The organism is Streptomyces sp. NBC_01689 (assembly GCF_036250675.1).
Taxonomy (GTDB): Bacteria; Actinomycetota; Actinomycetes; order Streptomycetales; family Streptomycetaceae; genus Streptomyces.
Genome location: NZ_CP109592.1, coordinates 8,128,671 through 8,154,748 on the forward strand (window position 1 = coordinate 8,128,671; position 26,078 = coordinate 8,154,748).

Sequence of the window (26,078 nt, forward strand, 5' to 3'; positions counted from 1 at the left end):
TGTTCCTCCTCAGCGCAGTCGGCGCAGATAGGGGTGCTGAGCCCCGCGGGGGAGCAGGCGAACGCGTGCGTCGAGCACGCTGACCGCGTCAGGCGTCGCGAGGACGGGGTTGAAGTCGGCTTCGGCGAGCTGGGGCAGGTCGCCCGCCATGCGGGACAGACGCAGGAGCAGTTGCTCGAGGCTCTCGAGGTCGACGGGGCCGCTGCCGCTTGCCCCGAAGAGGAGTGGTGCGCAGCGCGGGGCGGTGATCAGGTCGTGCACGTCGAGGTCGGTCAGCGGGGCGATGCGGGCGGCGTGGTCGGCCAGGACCTCGGTCTCGGTGCCGCCGAGTCCGAAGAGCACGAGCGGGCCGAAGACCTCGTCCTGCACGACTCCCGCGAACAGCTCGGTGCCGCGTGCGGCCAGCGGCTGGACGACCACGCCGGTCATCAGGTCGGCGAACCGGGTCTCGAAGTCCCTGAAGGCGCTGCGGACTTGGTCCCGTTGGGATCACTGCGCAGACGCGCGGAGGCTCGCCCGGTGGGTACGACCCCACAGGGCCTCCGCGCGCGCGGCTGCGAACCCGGCGAGGCCGGCGGCTGCGGGAAGTGCCAGGCCGGTCCCGGTGGGCCGCGAGGTCTCCAGGATGTCCGCCAGGAACGGCACGTAGAGCGCTGCCGCACCAAGCGCCGCAGCCGCCGCGACCGCTGTCGGCAGGTACAGGTTATGGCGGGTGAACAGTCTCTCCCTGAGACCGAGGGACACGCCGAGCTGAGCGGCCAGCAACGCAAGGAAGAGCACGGTCTGCCACGGCCCACCGGAGTGCCGGACCCATAGGCTCGCGGCAAGGCTTACGGCGGTCACCAGCAGCGACAGGCGCAGTACCCGTTGCCATAGCCCGTCGCCGAGGATGTGCTGCTGAGGCGGCCTGGGCGGCTGTCGCATGGCATCCGGTGAAACGGGTTCGGCACCCATCGCGACACCGGTCAGGCCATGGGTCAGCAGATTGATCCAGAGGATCTGTCCCGCACGCAGCGGGAGGGCGAGGCCGAACAGCGGTCCGGTGAGCATGACCAGGATCTCCGCCGCCCCGCCGGCCAGGGCGTAGACGAGGAAGCGCCGGATGTTGGCATAGACACGACGGCCCTCCTCCACCGCTGAAATCACCGAGGGCAGTTCGTCGCCGGCGAGGACAAGATCCGCTGCCTGTCGGGCCACCTCGGTACCGCGGCGGCCCATCGCCACGCCGATGTCCGACTGCCTCAAGGCCGGCCCGTCGTTGACCCCGTCGCCCGTCATCGCGGTGACTTCGCCACGGTCCTGCCATGCCTGGATGATGTCCAGCTTCTGCTGCGGGGTAGTCCGGGCGAACACCCTGACCACGGTGAGATCCGGCACGTGTCCGGCGGTCAACTCCGCTCCGGTGGCGATGCGATGGGCCGATTCGGTGTCCTCCCTAGTGAGGATGCCCACGCGGATCGCGATCGCGCGGGCGGTGGCCGGGTGGTCCCCTGTGATGAGCACGGGGGTGATCCCCGCGCGCCGGCAGGCTTCCACGGTGGTGACCGCGGTCGGTTTGGGCGGGTCACTGATAGCGGTCAGACCCAGGAGCCGTAGCCCGCTCTCGGCGTCCTCGATGGGGTCAGGAACCGTGTCGAGGTCGCCGGATGCCACCGCCAGTACCCGGTACCCCAACGCCGACAGCGCAGCGGCTTCGCGGCGCGCCTGCTCCAGCAGGGCCGGGCTGTCGCCGAGCAGTGCACTGTCGAGCACCATTTCCGGCGCACCTTTGAGGAAGGACTGGACCGCGCCCGAAGGGGTGTTGTGTACGGTCAGCATGCGCTTGCGGAGGCTGTCGAAGGGGATTTCGCCAATTCGTGGATGGGTGCGGACGAGGTCATCGTGTGCACAGCCCGCTTTCGCAGCGGCGGCCAGGAGCGCGGCTTCTGTGGGGTCGCCGAGTGCTGACCACTGCGGGCTGTCTGGTTCCGGCGGGATCAGCGAGGCGTCGTTGCACAGCGTCGCCGCAACAAGTAGTTCTCGCGCCGCCCCGATGCTGCCAGGCGCTCGGTTGTCGTCCTGGTCCAGGGCCTTGAAGTCGCCGGCCGGCTCGTATCCGGTGCCACCCAGGGCGGCGGTCCCTTGTGGGGTCCACACGCGCTCCACGACCATGCGGCCTTCGGTCAGGGTGCCGGTCTTGTCGGTGGCCAGTACGGTCACCGATCCGAGCGTCTCCACAGCGGACAGACGGCGCACCACGGCGTTGCGTGCGGCCATCCGCCGGGCACCGAGTGCCAGCCCGAGGGTGACGACGGCCGGCAGGGATTCGGGCACCGCGGCAACGACGAGGCTGATGGCTGTGACCGCCATGGTTTCCAGGGACTGACCACGTACGAGCCCGAGGGTAAGGACGAGCAGGCACAGCCCTACCGTGACAAGGGCCAGTATGCGTCCGAGTCCTGCCAGACGCTTTTGCAGCGGGGTGAGTTGCTGTCGGGGGTGCAGGGAGGTGGCGATCCGGCCCAGTGCGCTGTGTGCACCGGTGGCGGTCACGGTTGCGACCGCCCTGCCGCGCAGCACGACGGTCCCGGCATGCAACTGGCCGGTCTGCGGGTCTGTGCCGTGGGTGTCCTTGTCCACGGGCACCGATTCCCCGGTCAGTGCGGACTCGTCCACGAGCAGGGCCGCAGCGTACGTGAGGGTCGCGTCGGCGGGGACGATGTCTCCCTCAGCCAGGACGAGGGCGTCACCGGGAACCACGGTGGACGACGGGATCTGCTGTTCCACGCCGTCTCGTGTGACGCGAGCGGTGGGAGCGGTCATGGCGGAGAGCGCGGCGACGGCGGTGTCCGCTCGTACCTCTTGCGCCACACCGACCGTGGTGTTGAAGAAGATGACCACGCAGATGACCACGGCATCGGCGAAGTCCCCGGTGGCCACGGTCAGGCCAGCGGCCACCAGCAGTACGAGAATCAGAGGATCGCGCAGTTGGGCGAAGATCCGGGACCGGAGCGCTGTCTTCTCCTGCTCCCTCAGTTCGTTGGGTCCGTACCGTTCGAGGAGGCGATCGGCCTCCTCATGGCTCAGACCGGTGTCGATCGCGGATTCCGGCGCCAGAGCGGCAAACGGTTGCGGCGGATTCACTGCAAGCCTCCTCGGCGTGACTGGTCACCGCGTTGGCGAAGCCCGAACTCGCCCATCGGAGATGGCCCCGACGGGCGCCCAGCGGCATCAGAACTGCCCCTCTCAGGCAGCCACGAGACGTATGGAGAGTGCCGTGTGCGTGGCGCGGCCATCGTCATGCCCCTCCCCCTGGCAGGTGAGGGCCTCGGCATGCCCTCCCCACGGCACAGGGCGCACGCCGGAAGCGGCGGGTCAGTACGCAGCCGGCCCGCCCTGAGGGGGAACGACTATCAGCGGGCAGATTGCCTGATGCAGGAGAACGTGGCTCACCGAGCCGACCAGCATGCCCCGAAAGCCGCCGAGCCCCCGGGAGCCGACCACCAGGCACCGGGCGTGTGCAGCCGTGTGTGCGAGGGCTCGCGCCGGGTGTCCGTACTTCACCCGGTACTCGATCTCCACCCGCGGGTACTTCTCCCGCCATTCTGCGGTCGCCTCCGAGAGTTCGGCCCGGGACTGGTTCTCCACGTCGTCTCCTTCGCCGCCTGTCGGACGGCCGGGATGAAGGTGGCGCACCGTAACCGCCCTCAGGCGCGCACCGGACAGAGCCGCCTCCTCGAAGGCGAACGTCATGGCTTCACGGGAGTTGGCCGAACCATCGACACCGATGACGACCAGGTGCGGATCGACGGCCGTCACCTGCTGCCGGCGTGCCACCGCTACCGGACACCCCGCATGCGCGGTCAGAGTGACACCCAGCGGAGAGACCACGAACAGCTGTTCCACCACGTTCAACGGCTTCGCCCCCACCACCAGCAGGGCCGCCTCCGCTCCCTGCTGAACCAGCACGCGGGCGCGCGGACCATCAGCAGTACGCGCATCGACCTCAAGATCCGGATGCCGCTCGCGAACGAGGTCCGCTGCCTCGCGCAGCACCATCTCACCGCCCGCGCGGAAATGAGCGCTCCAGGTGCGCTCGGGGTGCGCCACATGCGGATGGGGTTCTGCCCCCGGGGGCCATTCAAGGGCATGCACCAGGCGCAGCGGCAGACGCCGCAGTACCGCTTCCTCCGCAGCCCAGGCAACACCGGCCCTGCTTGCCTCCGACGGGCCGACGCCGACGACGACAGGCTTGAGACCATGGGAACTGGATACGGGAACGGTGGCCATCGGGGGACTCGCATTCAGTTGGCAGCGCCTGCATGCCGGTCCCGCCCAGCCTCCTCACCCCGAACCCGGATGACGAGGGCCGACGGGTACACACCATGGGGCCGAAGGTCCCGCGGTACGGACATCGCTTCGCGTCCACGATGCGACCGCCTCGGTCCGTAGGACTTCCCGGCGGCCGCACCCACGAGGCTCTGGCCAGTAACCAGACAGTCAAAGCAGCCTGATCTTGTCGGAATCGCCGTCACAGGGGGTGAACAGCATCCACAGTCCCGACCGCAGCCGGGCGGCGACGGCGCGTTCGGGGAGCCCCAGGATTCGGGAGACGCCGGTGCAGGAGCGTTCTCCGACGAGGTGGAGAGCGAGTTCGATGCGGTCGTACGGGGAGGCGGCTATATGGGGACAGTGGTCGCGTGTGGCGGGCAGGTGTCGGGGAGCGGGCTGTGAGAACGCTCGGTGGGTGGTGGTCACGGACGGGGCGTGATCCTCTCCTTGGGTGTAGCCGTGGGCAGGCTCCACGGGATGGCTGAGCACCTCGGACAGGGCCGCGTCGACAACGCCAGGGTCGTCCGTCATGAGGGCGGACAGGGCGTGGATGGCCATCAGGTGACGGTCGCACCAGGCGACGATCGAGCGTCGGCGGGCGAGGAGACGCTCGATCTGGCGCTCACCGGGTGGTGTGTCCGCGGTTCGGGTCCTGTCCGGTGTGGTCACCACAGCCGACTCCGGGGGCTGAGTTCGGCGGCTGAGTGGACGGCCAAGGCGGTCGGCCAGGTCCGATGCGCGCGATCGGATCGCTGCCGGATCCGCCTGTCCGACTGCTCAGTCCAGGGCCTTCGCTGCCGTGCGGATGCGCCGTGAGTACCTGAGGGGCAGGCATGGTGCCGCTATCTGTAAGCGGTGGGCCGGCACTGTTGTGGAAGGCAGGTGGGCGGGTCTTCGGGAGACGAGGACCGGAGCACCGGACCCTGCTGATGCCTCAGGACACACGGTCGTGGGTGCCACGCGCAGCGCAGCCGTGCGTGAATGCGGCCTACGGCAGGGAGAGTCGGGATCGGGCCGGCGGCCGCTGGGGACGCGTCGTGTGGCCGTAGCAAGCCACTGCGGTGCATCCGTGTCAGCTGGCAGTGAGTCGCCGGGGTCCGGGACGTCTGCCCCTCAGACTGGCCCCATTCAGGTGGGGCACAGGGGCACCACCCTCGCGGGCGAGGGCAGTGGCCTGTCAGAACGCTTGTCCTGGCAGGCCACCACGGCGACGCGTTGGATCAGACCGGCATGGGTGCCCCGTTCCATGCGGGCTCCGGGTCGGGCGTGGCGCGGTCGGCCGGCGGCGGCGTTGTCGCGGCGCCCGTGCCTGCGGCCGCGGACTCGCGGGCGAGGAAGGAGCCGAGCTCACCGATCGTGCTCATCAGCGGGGCGGGGAAGACGACGGTGGTGTTCTTGTCGACACCGATCTCCACCAGGCTTTGCAGATTGCGCAGTTGGAGGGCCAAGGGGTGGTCCATCATGATGTCCGACGCGTCCCCGAGCGCTGCTGCGGCCAGTGACTCGCCCTGAGCGTTGATGATCTTCGCCCTCTTCTCCCGCTCGGCCTCGGCCTGGCGGGCCATCGCGCGCTTCATGCTGTCGGGCAGTTGGATGTCCTTGAGCTCGACCAGGGTGACCTCGACACCCCATTCGACGGTGGCGACGTCGAGGATCTCGCGGATGTCCAGGTTGATGCGGTCGGTCTCCGACAGTGTCTCGTCCAGGGTGTGCTGTCCGACGACCTTGCGCAGCGTGGTCTGGGCGATCTGGTTGATCGCCGCGTGCACGTTCTCGATCGCGATGACCGACTTCACGGCGTCCACGACACGGAAGTAGGCCACCGCCGACACGTCGACGCTGACGTTGTCGCGCGTGATGATCCCCTGCGACTGAATGGGCATCGTGACGATCCGCAGCGAGACCCGGTGCAGGACATCGACGAACGGAACAATGAAGCGCAGACCGGGAGAGCGAGGCCCGACCAGCCTTCCGAAGCGGAACAGCACCCCCTTCTCGAACTGCTTGACGACCTTGATGGCCATGCCGATCGCCACGACGACCAGCACGGCCACCACGATGATCAGGAAAATCAGTACTCCCATGTGCTGCTCCTCAGATAGGGCACGAGACCTTTGGTCTTTCGCGCTCCAGCCGGAGCGCGAAAGACACAGAAGCCGGTCGGTGCTCCCGGGCCCGAAGGGGCGAATGACCCGTAGCGGCGGGTCTGGCCGACTCGGCCGTTCGTGCCGTGTCCCGAGCATGACTCGCTTCCCGCGGCACGGACAGGGGCCGAACGGTCCCCGATTCCGTGCAGCGTCGTCGGCCGACGTGCAGGACCCGAAAGACAGGCCCGAACGGCCCTCGTACCGAGGCCGGTTGGTCGTCAGCGGGTTCGGCGAGAGTATGTAGCGTGATGCCGTGTCTCCGGTCTCCCAGCGACGGGCCGGCACCCATGTATCGGCGCCGCCGTCGAAAGTCCGGTGACACGGGCCCGCGGTGCGCTTCGCGCGTCGGCTCAGTTCTCGACCGATCGGCAGGAGAACGCCATGCACCAGCACACAGACGAGAAACCCTGGCCCGTCGTCGTGGGTGTCGACGGATCGACCGGCTCGCAGGCGGCACTGAGGTGGGGACTAGCACAGGCCAAGCTGACCGGCAGCACCGTCGAGGCGATCGCCGCGTGGCAGTACCCCGAGGTGTACGGGTACAGCTATGGATGGGACCCTTCGATGCCCGAAGGAGGCAAGTTCGCCAAGGCCGCCGAACACGCCCTGCAGGAAACCGTCACCACGGTGCGCGGCCAGCTTGACCACCCTGCCGAGGTGTCGATCCGGGTGGCCGAGGGCCATGCCGCGCAGGTACTGATGGACGCGGCTCGCAACGCACAACTGCTCGTCCTGGGCAGCCGGGGTCACGGTACCTTCTCCGGCATCCTGCTCGGCTCGGTCAGCCAGCACTGCGTGCAGCACGCGCCCTGCCCGGTCGTCGTCATCCCCGAACCGTGACCCGAGCGACGCGGAGTCGACCCGGCTGAGAACCCCAACGGCGTTTGGCTGCGAAGCTGTTTGACCTGATGGCAACGGCTGCGAGGCGTATCCGCATCATCTCAGGCACGTTCCATACCGGGGAAGGTTCTTCATGGCCCGGTCTTCACGCACTGATCGGGGAGAGGCGTGCCCGGCCGGTGAGCGGGACAACGCCGAGCAGGCCGACGAACTGCGGCCACCGGCAGTACTCTTCCGCGGCTTGCGCGCCTCCCCCTCGGGCCTCACCGGCCGGAGGCCGCCCGCAGGCAACTGGTCCACGGCCCGAACGGGCTGACCCGATCCGGGAGCAGGTGCTGGACCGGCGAGCTGCTCTCCCGGTTCACCCAGCCACTGGCGATCTTGCTCGCCCTCGCCGCCGTTCCGGCCTGGGCCGGAGGAACACCGGCGCTCTCGGTCGCTGTTGTGGCCGTGATCCTCCTGAACGCCGGATTCGCCTTCGTCCAGGAGACGCAGGCCGAGAAGGCCCGTGGAGGCACTGGCCGCGTTCCCGCCGCCCACCGCCCACCGCCCGCGTCGCGTGCGACAACTCGGGGCAGGACCGAAGGTCGGCATCAAGGCGGGCCGTCGACCGGCGTGGGACGGGGCCCGGCAGTGCTGAAGTGAGCGGCACGGCGTCGCAGGTGACGGCGGCCTGTGTAGTGCCCGGGAAGTGAAGGTGGCACGGCCGCGGCCCCGTAGAAGAGTCGTTTACCGATCTCGATGAGGACCAGGTAGGCGAGGATCATGCCGACCAGCGTGGCGAAGAACGCCCCTGGCAGCGGCTGGAAGCCCAGGGTGTGGGCGAGTGCGGTGGCCGGCAGTACTGCGCCGACCGTGACGACGGCGAGCGCGGCGAGGGTCAGTGGCAGGCTGGGGTGGCTGCGGAAGAACGGGATGCGCCGGGTGCGAATGGCGAAGATCACCAGCGTCTGGGTGGCCAGCGATTCGACGAACCAGCCCGTGCGGAACTGGGCCGGTCCGGAGTGGAAGACCCAGAGCATGACGCCGAAGGTGACGAAGTCGAACACCGAGCTGAGCGGGCCGAAGGAGATCATGAAACGGCGGATGAAGGCGATGTCCCAGTGCGAGGGTTTCCGCAGCTGGTCATCGTCGACGTTGTCTGTCGGGATGGCCAGCTGACTGCTGTCGTAGAGCAGGTTGTTCAGCAGGATCTGCGAGGGCAGCATCGGCAGGAAGGACAGGAACAGCGAGGCACCCGCGGCGGAGGCCATGTTGCCGAAGTTGCTCGAGGTACCCATCAACACGTACTTGATGGTGTTGGCGAAGATCCGGCGGCCCTCGGCCACACCGTCCGCGAGGACGTCGAGGTCCTTCTCCAGCAGGATGACGTCGGCCGCGTCCTTGGCGACGTCCGTCGCCGAGTCGACGGAGATGCCCACGTCGGCGGCGTGCAGGGCCAGTGCGTCATTGACCCCGTCGCCCAGGAAAGCCACGCCGCCGCGGCTGCGGCGCTGTGTATGCACGATACGTGCCTTGGCCTCGGGACTCACGCGCGCGAAGACGGTGGTCCCGGTGATCGCCTCGGCCAGTCGTGCGTCGTCCAGGGCGTCGATCTCGCTGCCGGTCATCGCGCCCGCGTCGGTGAGCCCCAGGTCACGGCAGACCTTGGCGGCGACCGCGGCGTTGTCGCCGGTGACCACCTTCACCGCGATGCCGAGGCCGGAGAGCCTGCGCAGCGCCGCGGAAGCGTCCGGCTTGGGCGGGTCGAGGAACACCAGCAGTCCGGCCAGGCTCAGCCTCCACTCGTCCTCGGGCCCGACGGCCTCCGTCGCAGGGTCGACGGGCCGGGTGGCGACGGCGACCACCCGGTTGCCCGCGGAGAACTCCGCCGCCAGCGCGTCACGGGCCGCGGGTGGGACGTCGACGCACCGGTCCAGGACGGTCTCCGGGGCCCCCTTGGTCACCAGGCTCGAACAGCCGTCCCCATCCCGCACCAGGACCGAGATCATGCGCCGTTCGTGGTCGAAAGGCACCATCGCGACCTGTGTGTACGCGTCCAGCGCGGCCCGCTCGCCCGCGGCGGCCGGAGACCGCCACAGGGCCTGGTCCAGCGGGTTCCCGCCGACGTCCTCCGCGTCGCGTGCCGCGTTCTCGGTACTGAGCAGGCCCCACCTCACCACCGCGTCGGGGCCGTGGCCGCCCGCGGGAACGGCGCGCATGTACTCGATGCGGCCCATGGTGAGCGTGCCGGTCTTGTCGGTGAACAGGACATCGACATCACCCAGGTCCTCGATGCAGACCAGCCGCTTGACCAGCACCTTGCGCAGGCTCATCCGGCGCGACCCGGCGGCAAGGCTGGTCGAGACGACGGCGGGCAGCAGCTGTGGCGTGATGCCGACCGCGATGGCCAGTGAGAACAGCAGCGCGTCGATGATCGGCTTGTGCAGGGCTACGTTGATCACGAAGATCGAGGTGGTCAACGCGCCCGCGACGTAGACCAGCAGCAGAGAGAAGCGCCGCAGGCCCACCTGGAACTCGGTGTCGAGCGGATGGGTGTCGAGCCCGGCGGCGATCTTGCCGAACTCGGTGTGTGCCCCGGTGGCGACCACGACCCCGCGGGCGGCGCCGGTCCGCACGACCGTACCCATCAGGGCACAACCGGACAGTTCGGCAAGCGGGGTCCCGGCGGCGACCGGAGCGAGGTGCTTGTCGACCGGAAGCGACTCGCCCGTCAGCACCGACTCGTCGCACTCCAATCCCGTGACGTCCGTCAACCGCAGGTCCGCCGGCACGATGTCACCCAGCCGCAGTTCCACCAGATCACCTGGGACCAGCGCCGTGACATCCACCATGGTGGCCCGGCCGTCGCGCAGCGCCACGGTCTGGTGGTGGATCTGGGAGTGCAGCGCCTCGGCTGCCCTCTCGGCCCGGTACTCGTTGACGAAGCCCAGTCCCACGGACGCGCTCACGATCAGCCCGATGATCACCGCATCGCTTCGCTCCCCCACCAGAAAGGACGCGACCGCGGCCGCCACCAGAAGCCCGAGCAGCGGGGACCGGAGCTGATGCCAGAGCACGGGGAACACACGGGCACGGTGCGTGGCGACCGCGTTGGGCCCGAACTGCGCCAGCCGTCGCGCGACCTCCTCGCCCCCCAGTCCCTCCCTGGCCACGACACCCAGCGCCCGAAGGACGTCGTCCGCCGGCAAAGCCGCCGCCGACACCGCTCCGGGCGCGAGTACAGGCGGCTGCGCCCCGGCAAGGTCGCTCACCCTGCCCCACCTCCGGAGACGGGGATACCGTCCCGCGGTGCGGGATACCGACCGGGTTCGCTATGTCGGCTCTGCTGCTTGGTCATACTCATCGCCGCTCTGGGGCTGTCACGCCCGGCGGGGTCAGGCGTGCGAGTTCGGGTCCGGGGCGGTGAAGGATCACCTGGCGGAGGTGACCGACTTCGGAGTCGACATGGAAGGTGTTCATGACGTTGCTGCTCCTGTGGTCGGACGGGGCCGGGTGACGGAAGAAATAGGTGTTCGATCGTGCTGGTTGATGCCGTTCGTCCGGAGGGCACCGATTCGGCTCATGCGCATGCCTCAGGAGAGTCGCTCGACCGCAGCACGGAGCATTTCGCGTGCCGAAGCGATGATCAGGAGGAGGACAGCCCCAGCCCGTGGACGGAGCGGCCCCCTACCAGCTGACGGCCGGTCACCAGTTCGGGCTCGACCCGGATGAACACCTCCTCGGGCGAGGCCACCCAGGAGCGCGGGCCGGTACGGGCGAGCCGGCCATGCTCGGCTGGATCAGTCACCATCGCGGCGCGTCCGGTGACCACGACGCTCCAGCCGGAACGGGCTGCCGCATCCACCTCGTCCGCTTCGAAAGCGATCACCGCACCGTCGATCGCGGCGACCAGTTCCGAGTCGGCCGAAGTCCGCATCACCACAGCGGAATCGGTGTCCAGGCTGAAGTTGACCGGCAGAACGGCGGGCAGGGCATGGCGCGTGTGGACGACGCGGCCTATCGGGACCCGCGACAACAGACGCAGGCACTCCTCGCGGTCGAGTTCACGGAAGCCGTCGTGGGGATTCATCGCGGGGTCCAACTCTCAAGGCGTGCGGTGGCATGCGTTGCCGCCTGTGGAACGGCACGCCGCGGGGCCGACCGGTCCCCGCCGGACGACGGAGCGGCGGCCGCCGGTACCGACACTCAGGGCACGTCGATCCGACGCCCGGTGACGGCGGCCGGATCGACGCACACCCACAGGGATCGTTCGCCACCGGCCCACGGAGCGCTGTACGCGAGTTCCTCCAGCCGACGCACGCCGTCCGCGTCCGTCACGGCCCGGGCACGGCCGCGTACGAGGACACTCCAGCCCTGGCTGAGCGCTTCGTCGATGTGATCGACCTCGAACGCCACGTCGCTGCCGACCACTTCGGCGGGCACCGAGCCGGGTGCCGTCCGGAAGACGATCGCATCGTCGACGACTGTGTAGTTGAGGGGGACGACGAGCGGTCCGCCGGCAGTGTCCGTCGCGAGTCTTCCGACGCCGTGTGTCGACAGCCGTGCCCGGCACTCCTCGGCGCTCAGTTCCACCAGCTCGGAGTGGCGGGCGGCCTTGCCGATCCCTGGTGGCAGGTCGGCTTCACCGCCACGCAGGGCCGCCACACTGGTCTCGAGGACGTCGGCGAGGCGGATGAGTACGCTCATGCCTGGCATGGCGGTGCACTGTTCCTCCAGGTACCTGATGTATCCGGGAGCAGTACCCGCGCGGGAGGCGGTCTCTTCCTGGGTCAGGCCGAGTTCCTCGCGTCGTCGGGCGATACGGTGCCCGATGTCGCCCGACGCGTGGTCCACGGTGGCGGACGACGCGGGCGTCGATGTCTGTTCCGGCATGGCCGTTCACTTCCTCGTCTCAGGATGTCGTGACCGTCAGGGCGTCGTGCTGCGGCCCGCCGAGGACGATCTTCAGGGCGCCGGTGTCCGCGGCCCCCGAGAAGACGTCATAGGCCTCATCTGCCCACGTCGTCCCTGGTGACCCATACCTTCCCGTTGGAGGCGATGGAGGGCGATCTCTCCGACAGCCTCGTGTCCGAGCACCGTGCCGGGACGGACCTCCGGTACGTCACCCTTGAGGATGTGCAGGTCAGTCCCGCAGATGGTGACCGCGTCGACGCGGACGATCGCATCGGTGGCGTTCTGGATTGCGGGATCCGCGACGCCCTGCCACGCGGATTTTCCGGAACCATGGAACACGAGTGCTCTCATGACACCCCTTTTCTGTGCCTGGCCCTCGCCGGTGACGGCGGAGGCGGCATGCGGCTTCACCGTGGCCCGCGACCACCGTTGGTCTCCGACGGTGAGCGGAACGCCGCGCGGCGACCGTCCCACGCATGGGTTGACCTTGTATGTCCATCCTGGGCGTGACAGTTGCCGTCCGCTTGGGCCGGTCGGTACCCATCAGGGGCCGGGCGGGCAGTTCGGGCCGGTCCGGGGTCTTGCCGTACGCGGACGGTGGCGCCACACCTCACGAACAAGAGCCGAACGGCCCACCGAGGGAACTCCTCGCCCGGCCGGTCCCGGTTCACGCCTTCGAAGTCCTCGACGAGCCTGGCGGGGTCGGCGCTCCTGCGCCGGCCGAACGTCGCCCCATGAATCCGGACGCGCGAACGAAGCCGGCCGACAGCGGAGGGGGAATCACCTGGTGGCATGTTGAGGGGTGCCCTGATGGCCGAGCTCCTGGATCGCCTGGAACAGGCACACAACCGGGACGCCGGGTCGTGCTCGCGGTGCCGGCGCAGGTGATACCGGTCGGGAGCGTGGGAGCGGAAGTTCGGGGTGCCGGTGCGGAGAGGGGCGCGGTGGGGATCAGACGGTGAGGGGGGTCAGGCCGCGTGGCCCGGTGCGGTTGCGAGGGCGACCGCCTTCACCAGGCCGTCGGCGCCAGCCAGTGCACGGCGGCGCAGTTCCGCAGGGTCGAAACCCTGGGCTCTTACGGCATCGGCGAAGTGCTCGATGTCCTTGCGCATCAGGCCCTGCAGGTGGGGGGTGATGACAGTGCCCAGTGTGCGCAGTGAGGCGCTGCCTCCGCTGCTGTCGGAGATCACGTCGAGGACGGCCGGGATGTCCACGTTGAGCTGCTGGGCGAGGCGGACCAGGTCCACGGCGTTCTTGAGGTTCGACATCGTCATGACGTTGTTGAGGAGTTTGGTCATCTGACCGCTTCCGACCGGGCCCATGTGGCTGACGCGGGTGGAGAAGGAAGGCGCCCTCGTCGCCGCCGACGAATGTGGTCAGGGTGCGTGCAGGGCCTTCGCCCCCGGGCCGCCGCCGTTGACCGGGGCATCCAGAGGCGCCAAGGCTGCACAGGGATTCGGCGATCTTCACGTCTCGCCCGGATCTCCGGTGCCGTGATTGACGACTACCGTCCCCGGCCGGAGATGCTCGCGTCCCCCTGGGGTATTCAGAACGTCCCGGATGTCGTTGTCGTCGAGCAGGCACAGCGCGAGGATGTCGCTGGCGGCCACGAGATCGACGACCGTGGTGTGAACGGTACGCGGGCGTCTGCCACCGACGTCGGGCGTCGGGCCCACAGGTGGAGGTCGGGACCACGGTCTCCGATCGCCTGGGCCATGGGGGCGCCCTGGTCTCCCCGTCCGATGAAGCCGACGGCCAAACGTTGCTGTTCAGGGCTGCTCCCTGTGGCCACCTTCCAGATGGGGTCACGTACACGGGGGACCGGAACATTCCGTACTTCTTGTCCCCGTCATCGTTGCTCTGCGTCTCGACCCCAGCCAGGGCCGCATCAACACTGGTAGTGCCAGGACCAGGAAACCGGGCCACAGATCATCAGCCGACGGAGGCGACCCGCGTGGGTGCCGAATGCCTCGTACCGTGGAGCACGTGAGCGCCAACCACCTCGGCAGCTACCCGCGAGCGCGTCGAGACCTCGTTGACCCCAAGGATGTCGGCCTGCCCGGCGGGGGCCGCCGCCGCGTGCCCGGCCTGCGCCGCGAGGAGGTCGCCCTGCTCGCCGGCATCAGCAGCGAGTACACCTGCGCCTCGAGCAAGGACGCGATCAAAACCCCTCACCAGCCGTCCTTGATGCCCTCGCTCGCGTCCTCCAGCTCGACCTGGACGCAGCACGGCACCTGTACGCCCCCGCCACCTCCGCTCCGCGACACGGCAGTCCGTCCCCCGGCGACGAGCGGGTTCCTCCCGGCATCCAGCAGCTGATCAGTACATCCTGGGCGAGCACCCCTGCCGTGATCTTGAACCGCTACATGGACGTTCTGACGGCCAACCCCCTCAGGCCGCACGTCCACCGCGAGTACTGGGACTCGTCAACGGAGGCGTAGCCGGAACACCCCCAAGGCGACGTGCAAAGGCCGGGACGGGAGGGGGTGCGCTGCCACCAGCCGTGCCATCAGGAGGCAGCAGAAGGTAGGCACGCTACGCCAGGGGAACCCCGGCGGGTGCTCCGGTGGCCCGTTCGGAGTGCTGGTGGTCTCCTGGAACTACGGGTCTGTGCCCGGGCCAGCCTAGATGTGGCTACGCCGGAACCCCTTCCCATCGTTCTCTCTAGCGTCTTGGGAGCAGCTATGTTCGTGAAAAAGCTACATGAGGCCGGGATGACCAGCGAGCATGCCTATACCGCGGGGTTTGCGTCCATCGGTCTATCTGTTGTTTCCTGGTTCGCTTCAGTGAAGGCCGAGGCACGCGGCATCGAGCGAGCCGACCGCTGGGGAATTTTCGTCGGCGAATGGGCGGCCACATTCTTCGCCCTCGGCCTCGCTCTCCACACCTACGAGCGCGATGCTCTCATCACCCCCGAAAAGATTACTGGCGAGACGGTCCGCACCTGAAAACCGAAGAGCCGTGGCGGGATGACTGCGGCCCGCCGCGTCGCAGCCCTTCTCGATACTGATCGCAGCCCGGCTCCGGCTGGGCGGTGTCGGAGACATCGCCGCCGCCCTCCGTCACCACGCGCGTGATGTCGCCGCGATGCTCTTTTGGCGCCTGTTCTGATGAAGCGTGACGCTTGCTCTGATGAAGCGTCAGGATACGGACCTACCCCGCATGCCTCCGCCTGGAAGGCGGAGGCATGCGGGAATGCGTCGAGGGGCAGCGCGCCACGCGTCGACAGCGGTTGCCGCGTGGGAGGATTTCTGCAGGGGACGTTTCGGCAGGGCTCATCGATCGGCACGGCGGGGTGTTTCCGGTTGAGGTAGATCGGGTGTGCGGTCGGCGGGGTGGGCGTTCCCTTCCAGGTGTAGTTGGCGCAAGGTGCTTTCTGTCTCGTGCCTGAGGTGGTCGGGAGAAGCCAGACGCTGCCACAGCGGGTCGGGGCGGCAGGGGACGGTGGCGCCGCGGGCGGCCCACTCCTTGGCGAGCTGTGTGTACACGGGCGTGTCCTGGTCCGGGGCTTCTGCTGGGGTCTGGCCACGGGCGTGCGCGGGGTGCCTTCGGCGCGTTTGTCCAGGAAGACGGGCGTCGGCTCTGCGTTTGCCACTGCCTGCCTGTGTGCCCTGGCTGGAGGTCGTCCAATGATCATCCGTCACGTTCGTCAAAACGATCCGGCCGCTCTCTTGGACACCCTTCCTGGTTCGCTGGGAACGACCTCGGCCACCGTCCTCCCTCGGCGAGGTGCGGCACCGTTGGGCTGCCGGGCTGTAAACCGGTTGGTCCGTCTGGTCGTTGGGCGGTCTGGGATGATCTCCCACCCCGGCACGTTTCCCCGAGCGCCCGCGGGGCGGGGTCTCGCGGACCTGGCACCTGACCCCGCTCCGCCCGCGTCGTCGCGCCGAGCGGGGTCGTGTGGAGCGGGAAGCTGCCGGGGCGGCGCAGAGAGGGGGCGGCCGGCCGGCGCGTTCTGCGTCTGCGCTCCGTGCTCTCAAGGCGCTTGTCGTCGTTGGTCCGCTTCCTGGAGGGCACCCTTGTATGTCTCCGCGGCTTCGGGGGGCCGGCCCGCGCGGGCGCCGAGGTCGGCCGCCAGCAGCCTGTTGAGGGGGCTGGAGTTGCTGCTTTCGGCATACTCGAGCATGTGCAGGAGGGCTGTGAGCTCACCCTGGCGGAGGTGCAGGTGGGTCAGGGGGGCGGAGACGCCGGAGACCAGTGCCCGGCGCACGCGGTTTTCGTAGGCGCGTCTGTGCAGGTCGGCGAAGCGGATCTGGGGTTCCTCGAACAGGTAGGGCTGGGCGGGAAGGTAGGGGGCCAGGCCGTCCAGCAGCGTGGTGATGTCCTGGCCCTCCTGTCGGTAGGACGGCTGTTCGCTGCTGCCGGCCCCGCCCGGGTCGAGTCGGAAAGCGTCGAGGAAGGCCGTGACGAGCCGGGGCCCGGGAAGCAGGCCGGCCCCGGGCCACCGGACACCGGACAGGTACCGGTCCTCTTTGTCGGTGGTGTAGAGACACCAGCCGGACGTGCCCGCCCAGTGGAGCCCGCAGTCGCCCCCGCCATGCTGGTCCTGGAATGCCTGCGTGAACGAGATGCCGGCCTCGACGTCGAGGTACTCGCCGTCCGTGTCGCGCCAGGGACCGCAACTCTGAATCCCGGTCACCGGCAGATCCGCTTCCAGGAGGCACTCGGCGACAGCAGCGGCATAGTGACCCGCCCGCCTCGCGAGCTCAGCTGACATCTGGGGGCTCGGTTCGCTGGCCACGGAACTCTCTCTCCACTGTCGGGATCGGACGGTGACGTCGCCGTAGGTCGTGCCGGGCCGGATTGACGTCCGCCGCAGCGTGTGCGGCAGCCCGTCCCGGCACGCGTCCGCGGGGTACGACGGCTGGTGATGGTATCGACCTGAACTCGGAGCGGCTGGCACTGCTCCTGTGTTGTGCCGCGGCGGTGCCGGGTGAGCGGCCGTGGTTGTTCGAGCTCGATTACCTTCTCACGGGCCATGCGGAAATCTATGTTGGCCGGAGTAGACATTGGGTTGTGGCTTGGTTATGGTTTCTCTCGTAGTCAGGAAGACAGCGGGACCCGGCAGATACGAACTGCCAGGTGGCAGTACGCAGTTGCAGTGCGCAGGGCGGTGCGGTGGTGGAGTTTCGGAGCCAGGTTTGTTGCAGGACGGCGACGGGGCTGACGACCGGACCGGGTGGCCGCAGTGATCAGGGGCCGCCGTGAGCGGGACCGCAGTGGCACCACCCGTAAGTGCAGTTCGTGGTACCCCGCAGTGAAGTCGGTGGGCAGTACCTCGGTGAAGGCGTCGGCTGCGGGCGCGCGCACCGGGAGGTTCGGCAGTGGGGTTCTGAGCCGGAGCAGTCGCAGGACGGGCGACGGGGCTGGCTGCCGAAGAGTGGCGCTGGGAGAGGCCACTGTGTGGTGCGTATCACCAGCAGTACGCAGTTCCCGTTCGGTAAGTGATCGAACCCAGAGGGATGGAACGGAGGGGCCGAGCGCCATCAGGATCGCCCGGGCGGAATTGCTGAGCCCGGGTACCGCAGGACATCGATAGTGAGGTGGTCTCCGGTCGAGCAACCGCGATCCCCGCATTCCCCGTCCTCTCCCGGGCGGACGTGCGGACACAGAAGGCCGGCGCAGTATCAGGGCCGGTAGATGGTGTAGAAGTTCCTTCGGGGCCCTGGTGCCAGTACGGCACCAGGGCCCCTCGACGCGTTCCGTAGAGAGGTGCGATGACAGCAGACGATTCGTTCGGCCGGCTCGATGACGACGACTACCCCGCCTACACGATGGGCCGGGCCGCCGAGTTGCTCGGCACCACCCAGGGCTTCCTCCGTGCCATCGGCGAAGCCCGCCTGATCACTCCGCTGCGCTCCGCGGGCGGGCACCGCCGCTACTCCCGCTACCAGCTGCGCATCGCCGCCCGCGCCCGGGAACTCGTCGATCAGGGCACACCCATCGAGGCCGCCTGCCGCATCGTCATCCTCGAAGACCAGCTCGAAGAGGCCCAGCGCATCAACGCCGAACACCGCCGCGCCGCCGCATCAGCGAACTCGACGGCCGCCACCTGACGCGCTTTGGACCAGCAATTCCGCCTCCCGGTCCAGTACTCAGTCATGCAGCTGACGACCGTGTGAAGCGGGGGCATCATGCCCCCGCTCACCTTCCCTCCAGCCAACAGGGCGCGGTAGGAACGGGAAGAGACTCTGCTGACGTCATCACCGTTTGCCCTGCCATTGGTTTGCTGTTGCCTGCCCGGCCAATGCGCTGGCTCGGCAGCTCGGCCTCGACTGCAGGCCGTTTCAACGTCTGATCGGCTGTGCTCTTCTCAGGCGGCCTGGGTGAGTTCGGCGCGGCCGAACAACAGCGCGTATCCGGACGGGAGCTGGGCGAGGATGCGGTCCATGAGGCCGGGCCCCGCCAGTTGGCCGACCGGCGGCGTCTACCGCATCCAGGCCTTCGGAGAAGGACCGCTGATCGGTGAAGAAGCCATCAAGAAGGGCGACTTTCGCCGAACTCAAGGCCGCCTTCCCCGACCTGGAGCACGACCTGCACCACGTCCACCACACCCCCACCGCGGTGATCCTGGAGGCCCAGGCACGCGGCAAGCAGCACGCCGACTGGCGCGGCATACCCAACCGGGGCAAGTCCATCGACGCCCCCGTCGCCGTCTACGAACTCGCACGCTGGGAACCTGGACTGATCGAGGCAGCCCGGGCCGCGGGCTCCAGCTGGGCGGACCTCGCCCACCCGCTGGGCGTCGCCAGCCGCCAGGCCGCCGAGCGCCGCTACCTGCGCGTACGCCCCACACCCGGCACCACCGGCGAACAGCGCGTACAGGCCACCCGTAACCGCCGAGCCGCCGACCGCACCACCACCACCTGGGCCCGGGCCAACGCCGCCGAACTACGCCAGCTCGCCGGCCAGGTCTCCGCGCTCACGGACCTCCCGGCCCGTGCCCGCACGCCGTTGGCCCGGCTCGCCAACGCCCTCGCCGACAGCGATGCCGCCCACCTCATCGATCCACTCGCAGACACCCACACACACCTCGAGGCCACGCACCCCGACCTCGCAGCCCGCATCGCCGCCATCACCCACCACGCCGACCAACTCCGCCAGGCCGGTGAGGACCACCACTGAACACCGGAGCGCTCCCGATCGGCGGTTGTGCTCTGCTGCGGCACTGATGCCAGAAGCCGGTCGCCCTGGAGTGGCGGTGGTACGGATGCGCTGCTCGGGCACCCGTACACGCAATCATTGGCGGAGCTGGAGAAGCGCGTGAGGCAGGCACACACATCCGGGGCCGGCGCTCTGACCGAGCCCCAAGGGCTGGCATATCGTCATACGTCAGAGCGCGGCCTACTCGTCGGCCACGCCGACGGCCAAGGGTCTCGTCTGGCCGGATCGGACTCTGGCGCCGTCCGACGACGCGTGCATGACCCTGATCAGGGACCAGGCCCCGCGGATGGATAACGCATGACCCCGTGCGCCAGCCCTCGACAGCACGCCCAGCCACCAGCGCACCACAGTGACCGAAGGTCTTGCGGGACTGCGGTAAGCACTGATCGACCAGCTCATGCTCCGCCTCGTCCCCGAGGACTCCCCACCCGCGCCGACGCCACGAGAGAGACTCAGCCCGGCCCCCAGCATGCCGGTACACCGATCAGCCAGATTTGTCCGCCCAAAGATCCACACGTGAGGTGGAGGAAGGCGCCCTCACCGACATGCCGTGACGCGAACCGGCGGTGCCTCCCTCCCTGGTGGGGGAGGGAAACACCACCGGTTCGCTGCTGGCAGCTGCGGTCAGCTGGTGGTGAGCATGCCTTCGCGGAGCTTGGCGAGGGTGCGGTTGAGCAGACGGGAGACGTGCATCTGGGAGATACCGAGGTGCTCGCCGATCTGGGCCTGGGTGAGTTCCTCGACGAACCGCATGTGGATGATGCGCCGCTCGCGGTCATCGAGTTCGGCGATCATCGGGGCGAGGGCGTTGAAGTCCTCGACGAGCGAGAGAGCGTTGTCTTCGATGCCGATGAAGTCGGCCAGCGCCGCTTCGCCGTCCTCACTGGAGCTGATGGTGGCGTCGAGGGAGGAGGAGTTGTAGCCGTTGGAAGCCAGGCGCGCTTCGTTGACCTCCTCCTCGCTCAGGCACATGAGCTGCGAGAGTTCTCTGACGCTGGGCATGCGCCCCAGTCGGCTGCGGAGTTCCTCGGTGGCTTTGGCGAGCTGGATGCGCGCTTCCTGCAGGCGGCGGGGGACATGGACCGCCCAGGAGGTGTCGCGGAAGAAGCGCTTGATCTCACCGACGATGTAGGGGACCGCGAAGGAGGTGAACTCGACCTCGCGGGACAGCTCGAACCGATCGATCGCCTTGATCAGCCCGATCGTGCCGACCTGGACGATGTCTTCCATCTCGTCCTGGCCCCGGCTGCGGAAGCGCCCGGCCGCGTACTGGACGAGGGACATGTTCATTTCGATGAGCGTGTTGCGCGCGTACTGGTACTCGGGTGTGCCCTCCTCGAGCACGGCGAGCTGGTCGAAGAACAGCCTGGACAGTTGCCGGGCGTCCCTGGGGGCGACCTGCGACGGGTCCGCGATCTCGGGCAGCGCCACGGTCCGTGCCTCTGCCGTCTTCGTCACTGTCATGTCAGGCCCCTCCTGTGTGATTCAGCCTTCGCGTCACCAGCCTCTTGTGTGGCGGCAACAGACGGCGTACCCGAGTTCGAAGAATGCATGCCGGCTGATTTTACAGCCGACCCAGCGCACCCGGCTTTCACCCGGTGCGCTGGTCGCGGCTACGAGAAATGGGGCCCGCCGGAGCGTCTCCGGCGGGCCCCACCTCTGGGCTGGTGCGCGAGGTCAGACACCTCGGCGGGTCTGGTAGTAGCCGCCGACCTGCTCGTGGTAGCCGGCGTCGCCGACGTGCTTGTCCTTGTCGAACTCGGGGGAGTCCTTGATCTGGTCCCTCGTGAGGTCGACGTAGATCTTCCGCTCGGTCAGGTCGACCGTTTTCACGGTCCCGGCCGGCAGCAGAACGTGCTTGCCGAAGATCCACACACCGGTGTCGACGACGAGGTACGAGGAGCTGACGTCGTCCGAGTGCTTGTCGACCTTCCCGATGCTGCCGTCGGTGGCCTCGACCTTCCATCCGGTCAGGTCAGTGCCCGCGGTGTAGCCGGCGGTCGGCTGGTAGCCCCAGATGCTGTCACTCATAAAGAACGGCTCCTTTATCGAGATTCCTTGCTGCTGCCGCAGCCGAACTGCGGAGTTACCGACGTCATCGAATTCGGTGACGCTTCCTCAGAAAGCCGGGTGCCCCGACCTCCCGGACCCCACACATTCATGCCGAGAAGAAATACGGTGGCCGGAGGTGCCGTGTTGGAGGCCACGGTTCCTGACGTCACGGCCACCTCCGGCCATGACCTCCAGGTACCCCGAAGCGGCAGAATCACCACTTTCCGCCCTGCGGTGACAGGAAGACAGGAAATGGGTGGAGCCCGAACGCCGCGGCGTTCGGGCCCCACCCGCATGGGTGCGCTGTTCAGGCCGCTTACCAGCGGTACCAGCGGCCACGCTTGCCACCGCTTGCCGTGGGGCGGATCACGAATCCGAGGACCCACACGATCAGCACGATGACGGCGATCCACCACAGGGCCTTGAGCGCGAAACCGGCACCGAAGAGGATCAGGGCGAGCAGAAGAACAAGAAGAATAGGAACCATGGTTATCAACCTCCGCGCCCTCGTATGCCCCGCGTGGCGATCTCCATTCCTGGGGACCTCGCGCACTTCAGAGAGAGCCCGGAGCCGCGAGGAGTCTGCGCGGCGGCCTTCCGGTTCAAGAGCGAAATCCGGGGCGACACGAGGGGTGAAACTTCTTTCGACTGAGACAGGAGTGAGTGGTTGTGGCTGCGGACGAGAAGGCTCAGGCCAAGGGCGAGCAGGCCAAGGGCAAGGTCGAGAAGGTCGTCGGCGATGCGGTCGGCAACGAGTCCCTGAAGGCCAAGGGTCACGCCGAGGAGTCCAAGGGCGACCTGCGCGAGGCCAAGGAGAAGGCCAAGGACGCCATCAAGCCCCAGTAGGCCCACCACATCTGATCCCGGCAGTCACGTCCGTGGGCTGCCGGGATTCGTGCTGTTCTGCCCCCAGTAGCCGGCCAGAACCGCTTGGCGAGCGTGGTGAGCTCGGGTCCGACGCTCACCCGTGCACGGGGCGCCGTGTCGACGGCGTGATGACGTGAAGGTCACGCGGTACTGCTGCCGCCTCGGATGGTGAAGACCTGGTCCAGGCCGACAATGCTGAGGATGCGCAGGGTGTTGGCCGGCACGGCGGTCAGGGTCATGTCTGCGTCGGCGGCTTGGGCGTGTTGGCGGGCTGCGAGGAGAGCGGTGATGCCGGTGGAGTCGCAGTACTCCAGGGCGGACAGGTCGATGACGAGGTCCTGGCCCGGGCTCAGGGCGAGGCGTTCGACCTGTTCGCGCAGGGCGCCTGCCGTCGCGTAGTCGAGTTCGCCCGCTACGCGCAGGACCGGCCCGGTGGCGGCATGGTGGTGGGTGATGTTCAGGGGGCTCATAGCGGTGGGTTCGTTGCCGGGCCGGTGGTCGGATGCGTTGCGGGGACACCGAGCGCGAGCAGGGCGGTGTCGTCGTCCAGGCCGTCGCCGAAACCTTCCAGCAGCCCGGTCAGTGCGGTGATCATGTCCTGGGGCGTGGCGGGGGCATGGTCGGTGGCGAAGGCGCGCAGGGCGGCGTCGCCGAAGAGGTGCTCGCGAGTGGGGCCGGTGCGGGCCTCGGTGAGGCCGTCGGTGTAGAGCAGGAGGGTGTCGCCGGGGGTGAGGGTGGTCTCCGCGGTGCTGAAGGGGGCGGTGGGCAGAGCGCCGACGAGGAGTCCTCCCGGGGTGGGAAGGTAGTCGGCGCGGCCGTCGGCCCTGATGACCAGTGCCGACGGATGGCCGCCGGAGGCGAGGCGGATGGTGGTGCGGCCGTGGTCGGCGTCGGGTTCGATGATGCCGAAGATGACGGTGCAGTAGCGGGGGTCGCCGCCGACGGCGTACCGGTCGTGCAGGACGGCGTTGAGTGTGGTCAGTGCTGCGGTCGGCTCGGGGTCGTGCATGGCCGCCGCGTGCAACGTGTACCGGGTCAGTGAGGTGAGGGAGGCCGCTTGGGGGCCTTTGCCGCACACGTCGCCGAGGAAGAACGCCCACCGGCCCTCGCCCACCGAGAACAGGTCGTAGAAGTCGCCGCCCAGCCTGTCAGGAGAGGCGGTGTGGTAGTAGCCGGCCGCCTCCAGGCCCGGCACGGCGGGCAGCGAGGAAGGCATGAGTGATTGCTGCAGTACAGCGAGCGCGTCGGCCAGCCGTTCCCGGTCGGCCTCGGCCTGCCGGCGGGCCTGCTCTGCCTCCGCGTGCGCGCGCTCCGCTTCGGCACGTGCTCGTTCGGCTTCCTGGCGGCGGCTCAGGAGTTCCTGTTCATAGGCGCGTCGGTCGGAGGCGTCGAAGACGGTGGTGCGGATCAGCAGAGGCTCGCCTTCGCTGCCGTGTTTGACCACAGAGGAGACCAGCACGGGCAGACGGCGCCCGTCGGCGGCTTTCATCTCCAGGGCGATACCGTGCAGCGCGCCCTGCATGCGCAGCAGCGGCGCGAGGTGCGTCTCGTGGTAGAGCTTCCCGCCGACGGTGAGGAGGTCAGGGAAGTGGAGTTTGCCCACCACCGTCTCGCGTGCCAGGCCGAGCCAGTCCAGGAGGGTGGCGTTGATCTTGGCGATGGTGCCGTCCATCAGCGTCGACAGATACCCGCAGGGCGCCGCCTCGTACAGGTCCTCGGCGCTGTCCTCGAGCAGTGCGCTGAACGAGGCGTCCGTGTCGGGCCCGTGCCCGACCCGCGCCGGCTCCGGTCCCTCACCCGGCTCCTCACCGGTGCGGCACATCACCGCAGGACTTCCAGGAACCCGAGGATCGCTTCGGTGGTGGCCTCCGGCGCGCTCAGCTGCGGGCAGTGCCCGGTGGCGTCGAGGGTGACCAGGCGGGAGGAGGGGATCGCGGCGTGGACATACGCGCCGACCTCGCGGGGTGCGATCGCGTCCTGAGAGCACTCCACCACCAGCGTCGGTACCGTCACGCTCTTCAGATCCTCGCGGCTGTCGGACAGGAACGTGGTGCGGGCAAAGACGCGGGCCATGTCAGGGTCGGTGGCGCAGAAGCTGTTCGTCAGCTCCTGCCCCAGCTCAGGCCGCTCCGGATTACCCATGATCACCGGGGCCATCGTCGAGGACCAGCCCAGATAGTTCGACTCCAGCGAATCCAGCAGCTCATCAATGTCCTGCGCGCTGAAGCCACCGTGGTATCCGTCATCGTCGATGTAGCAAGGAGACGGGGCCACCATCACCAGCGCCCCGATCCGCTGCGGCGCCATCCGCGCGGCCAGCACCCCCACCATGGCGCTGACCGAATGCCCGACGAACACCGCCTGGCGCAGGTCCAGCTCCTCACAGATCTCCACCACGTCGTGGGCATAGCCCTTCAGAGAGGAGTACCGCTCGGGGTCGAAGGCCGACGGATCCGAGCCGCCGGAGCCTACGTAGTCGAACAGCACCACCCGGTACCGCTCGGCCAGGGCGGGCGCGGCCAGCCGCCACATGTTCTGATCACAGCCGAATCCGTGCGCCAGCACCACCACCGGCCCGTCACTAGCCCGGCCAGTGACCGTCACGTTGTTCCTGCTGCGGAGATCCATGCCGCCATACTCCCACCCAGCAGCAAGCGGCTTTCGTCCGCCGTCGGACCGGGCCCCTGGTGTTCGCCCCTCCCGCTTCCGGCGTGCCTCGGCGGCTGGTCGGTGCGGCCGGGCGATCTGCGCGCGGCCAGGGCGAGGGTGTAGAACGCGATCGAACCCAAGTAGTCGAGCCACCCGGATCCCGGCAGCCGGCATGTGTGCTGTCCGGCTCCGCAGAGGGGCAGACGCCTGCACCCGTCCGTACGCGGAGCGGGCCGGTCATGCCAGGGCCGGCGTCTTGGTGCGACCGGTGGAGGAGGGCGCTGACGGTTTTGCCGCCGGCGGCCTGGCGGGTCACGGCGGTGGCGTGGGCGAGGTGGTTGACCATGGGCCAGCCGAAGCCTCCGGTGCCGCCGTTCAGGTCGGGGGTGCGCATGCGCGGCGCCTGCGGACTGCGGTCGTGTACGGCTACTTCGATGCTGTCCGGGTGAGCGGTCAGGTCCAGGGCGCAGGTGCCGCCGCCGTGGCGCAGGGCGTTGGTGACCAGCTCCGATACCACCAGGACCACGGTTTCGGCGGGCTCGACCGCGACCGCCGGCACGAGCCCTTCGAGGAATTCCCGGGTGCTCTCGCGAGCGTCGGCAACGGATGTCGTGGGGCGGACGGCTGCGGCGCTGACGCTCGTCGTGTCCATCGGGCCCCCCGGTCTTGAGATCGTCATGGCCGTTCGTGTGCGCGGGGCTCATGCCCTGGTCAACGGCCCGCTAACCCGGCGCATGACGGCTTCACTCGCTCTGCCTTCGCTACGCGGGGCCGATTACCTCGTTGCCGAACGAACGGAAATCTACGTTGGCTGGAGTAGACATTGGGTGATCGGCTGGCTATGGTTTCTCTCGTAGCCCAGAGAGACAACAGGGCCCGGCAGACACGAACTGCCGGGCAGCAGTGCGCAGGACGGTGCGGTGGTGGAGTTTCGAAGCCAGGGTGGTCGCAGGACGGCGACGGGACTGACGACCGGACCGGGTGGCCCGCGGTGATCAGGGGCCACCGTGAGCAGGACCGCAGTTGCAGTACCAGTCAGTGCAGTTCGCAAGGCCCAGCAGTGAAGAGAGTGAGCATTACCTCGGTGAAGGCGTCGGCTGCGGGCGCGCGCACCGGGAGGTTCGGCAGTGGGGTTCTAAGCCGGAGCAGTAG

21 protein-coding genes and 6 pseudogenes are annotated in these 26,078 nt (G+C 68.6%); 7 read left to right on the forward strand and 20 right to left on the reverse strand.

The window, feature by feature from the left end; all coding sequences use genetic code 11:
* Window positions 1-9: 9 nt before the first annotated feature.
* From OG776_RS34915 to OG776_RS34935, 5 genes and pseudogenes are all read right to left on the reverse strand, one after another.
* Window positions 10-477, reverse strand: a pseudogene (locus OG776_RS34915) (acetate--CoA ligase family protein); the annotation flags it as partial.
* 12 nt (window positions 478-489) lie between these two features.
* Window positions 490-3,123, reverse strand: a complete 2,634-nt coding sequence (locus OG776_RS34920) for a cation-translocating P-type ATPase (protein WP_329323103.1) — start codon at window positions 3,121-3,123, stop codon at window positions 490-492.
* Between the two features lie 231 nt (window positions 3,124-3,354).
* The gene (locus tag OG776_RS34925; RefSeq protein ID WP_329323104.1) at window positions 3,355-4,269 is read right to left on the reverse strand and encodes a universal stress protein; all 915 of its coding nucleotides are present in this window, start codon (window positions 4,267-4,269) and stop codon (window positions 3,355-3,357) included.
* Between the two features lie 210 nt (window positions 4,270-4,479).
* Window positions 4,480-4,980, reverse strand: coding sequence for a hypothetical protein (locus OG776_RS34930; protein ID WP_329326580.1), 501 nt, complete (start codon window positions 4,978-4,980; stop codon window positions 4,480-4,482).
* A 551-nt stretch (window positions 4,981-5,531) separates the two neighbouring features.
* The gene (locus OG776_RS34935) at window positions 5,532-6,395 is read right to left on the reverse strand and encodes a slipin family protein (protein WP_329323106.1); all 864 of its coding nucleotides are present in this window, start codon (window positions 6,393-6,395) and stop codon (window positions 5,532-5,534) included.
* A 444-nt stretch (window positions 6,396-6,839) separates the two neighbouring features.
* On the opposite strand from OG776_RS34935, the gene OG776_RS34940 reads away from it, so the two are divergent.
* Window positions 6,840-7,298, forward strand: a complete 459-nt coding sequence (locus tag OG776_RS34940; protein WP_148010732.1) for a universal stress protein — start codon at window positions 6,840-6,842, stop codon at window positions 7,296-7,298.
* A 282-nt stretch (window positions 7,299-7,580) separates the two neighbouring features.
* Window positions 7,581-7,943: pseudogene (locus OG776_RS42500) on the forward strand (cation-transporting P-type ATPase); the annotation flags it as partial.
* On the opposite strand, the gene mgtA reads toward OG776_RS42500, so the two are convergent.
* The 6 genes and pseudogenes from mgtA to OG776_RS34970 all read right to left on the reverse strand — a co-directional run bounded on the left by mgtA (window position 7,892) and on the right by OG776_RS34970 (window position 13,804).
* Entirely contained in the window at window positions 7,892-10,552 is a 2,661-nt protein-coding gene (gene mgtA / locus OG776_RS34945) for a magnesium-translocating P-type ATPase (protein ID WP_329323107.1), read from the reverse strand. The pseudogene OG776_RS42500 and the gene mgtA sit on opposite strands and share 52 nt — an antisense overlap.
* Window positions 10,553-10,926: 374 nt before the next feature.
* Complete coding sequence (locus OG776_RS34950; RefSeq protein WP_329323108.1) at window positions 10,927-11,370, reverse strand: pyridoxamine 5'-phosphate oxidase family protein; 444 nt, start codon at window positions 11,368-11,370, stop codon at window positions 10,927-10,929.
* Window positions 11,371-11,486: 116 nt separating this feature from the next.
* Window positions 11,487-12,173: a helix-turn-helix domain-containing protein gene (locus OG776_RS34955; RefSeq protein WP_329323109.1), complete on the reverse strand. Its 687-nt coding sequence runs from the start codon at window positions 12,171-12,173 to the stop codon at window positions 11,487-11,489.
* Window positions 12,174-12,347: 174 nt separating this feature from the next.
* A pseudogene (locus OG776_RS34960) lies at window positions 12,348-12,545 on the reverse strand (alcohol dehydrogenase catalytic domain-containing protein); the annotation flags it as partial.
* Between the two features lie 617 nt (window positions 12,546-13,162).
* Window positions 13,163-13,492, reverse strand: coding sequence for an NAD-binding protein (locus OG776_RS34965; RefSeq protein ID WP_329323110.1), 330 nt, complete (start codon window positions 13,490-13,492; stop codon window positions 13,163-13,165).
* Between the two features lie 168 nt (window positions 13,493-13,660).
* Window positions 13,661-13,804, reverse strand: a complete 144-nt coding sequence (locus OG776_RS34970) for a hypothetical protein (RefSeq protein WP_222723883.1) — start codon at window positions 13,802-13,804, stop codon at window positions 13,661-13,663.
* Between the two features lie 355 nt (window positions 13,805-14,159).
* Between OG776_RS34970 and OG776_RS34975 the strand changes: the two are divergent.
* Window positions 14,160-14,411 (forward strand): annotated as a pseudogene (locus tag OG776_RS34975) (helix-turn-helix domain-containing protein); the annotation flags it as partial.
* A gap of 467 nt (window positions 14,412-14,878) precedes the next feature.
* On the forward strand, window positions 14,879-15,142 hold the full coding sequence (locus OG776_RS34980) for a hypothetical protein (RefSeq protein WP_148014574.1): 264 nt from the start codon (window positions 14,879-14,881) through the stop codon (window positions 15,140-15,142).
* A 1,028-nt stretch (window positions 15,143-16,170) separates the two neighbouring features.
* Here the strand turns inward: OG776_RS34980 and OG776_RS34985 are convergent.
* Window positions 16,171-16,911 (reverse strand): hypothetical protein, encoded by a 741-nt coding sequence (locus OG776_RS34985; protein ID WP_329326582.1) that lies wholly within the window; start codon window positions 16,909-16,911, stop codon window positions 16,171-16,173.
* A 1,000-nt stretch (window positions 16,912-17,911) separates the two neighbouring features.
* Between OG776_RS34985 and OG776_RS34990 the strand changes: the two genes are divergently transcribed.
* Window positions 17,912-18,250 (forward strand): helix-turn-helix domain-containing protein, encoded by a 339-nt coding sequence (locus OG776_RS34990; RefSeq protein WP_148009632.1) that lies wholly within the window; start codon window positions 17,912-17,914, stop codon window positions 18,248-18,250.
* Between the two features lie 257 nt (window positions 18,251-18,507).
* On the opposite strand, the pseudogene OG776_RS34995 reads toward OG776_RS34990, so the two are convergent.
* Window positions 18,508-18,612 (reverse strand): annotated as a pseudogene (locus OG776_RS34995) (DUF2267 domain-containing protein); the annotation flags it as partial.
* 47 nt (window positions 18,613-18,659) lie between these two features.
* Here OG776_RS34995 and OG776_RS35000 point away from each other — a divergent pair.
* Entirely contained in the window at window positions 18,660-19,319 is a 660-nt protein-coding gene (locus OG776_RS35000) for a type III effector protein (protein WP_329323112.1), read from the forward strand.
* A 663-nt stretch (window positions 19,320-19,982) separates the two neighbouring features.
* Here the strand turns inward: OG776_RS35000 and OG776_RS35005 are convergent.
* From OG776_RS35005 to OG776_RS35015, 3 genes are all read right to left on the reverse strand, one after another.
* Window positions 19,983-20,822: an RNA polymerase sigma factor SigF gene (locus OG776_RS35005; RefSeq protein WP_329323113.1), complete on the reverse strand. Its 840-nt coding sequence runs from the start codon at window positions 20,820-20,822 to the stop codon at window positions 19,983-19,985.
* Window positions 20,823-21,035: 213 nt separating this feature from the next.
* Window positions 21,036-21,389, reverse strand: coding sequence for a PRC-barrel domain-containing protein (locus tag OG776_RS35010; protein WP_148009630.1), 354 nt, complete (start codon window positions 21,387-21,389; stop codon window positions 21,036-21,038).
* A gap of 337 nt (window positions 21,390-21,726) precedes the next feature.
* Window positions 21,727-21,897, reverse strand: coding sequence for a hydrophobic protein (locus OG776_RS35015; RefSeq protein ID WP_067385923.1), 171 nt, complete (start codon window positions 21,895-21,897; stop codon window positions 21,727-21,729).
* Between the two features lie 182 nt (window positions 21,898-22,079).
* On the opposite strand from OG776_RS35015, the gene OG776_RS35020 reads away from it, so the two are divergent.
* The gene (locus tag OG776_RS35020; protein WP_148009629.1) at window positions 22,080-22,256 is read left to right on the forward strand and encodes a CsbD family protein; all 177 of its coding nucleotides are present in this window, start codon (window positions 22,080-22,082) and stop codon (window positions 22,254-22,256) included.
* A 161-nt stretch (window positions 22,257-22,417) separates the two neighbouring features.
* Here the strand turns inward: OG776_RS35020 and OG776_RS35025 are convergent, their stop codons facing one another.
* The 4 genes and pseudogenes from OG776_RS35025 to OG776_RS35040 all read right to left on the reverse strand — a co-directional run.
* On the reverse strand, window positions 22,418-22,747 hold the full coding sequence (locus OG776_RS35025) for an STAS domain-containing protein (RefSeq protein WP_148009628.1): 330 nt from the start codon (window positions 22,745-22,747) through the stop codon (window positions 22,418-22,420).
* Window positions 22,744-24,099 (reverse strand): PP2C family protein-serine/threonine phosphatase, encoded by a 1,356-nt coding sequence (locus tag OG776_RS35030; protein WP_329323114.1) that lies wholly within the window; start codon window positions 24,097-24,099, stop codon window positions 22,744-22,746. The genes OG776_RS35025 and OG776_RS35030 overlap by 4 nt, the downstream gene beginning before the upstream one ends.
* The gene (locus OG776_RS35035; protein ID WP_329323115.1) at window positions 24,099-24,905 is read right to left on the reverse strand and encodes an alpha/beta fold hydrolase; all 807 of its coding nucleotides are present in this window, start codon (window positions 24,903-24,905) and stop codon (window positions 24,099-24,101) included. The genes OG776_RS35030 and OG776_RS35035 overlap by 1 nt, the downstream gene beginning before the upstream one ends.
* Before the next feature lie 286 nt (window positions 24,906-25,191).
* Window positions 25,192-25,578 (reverse strand): annotated as a pseudogene (locus OG776_RS35040) (ATP-binding protein); the annotation flags it as partial.
* Window positions 25,579-26,078: the final 500 nt, after the last annotated feature.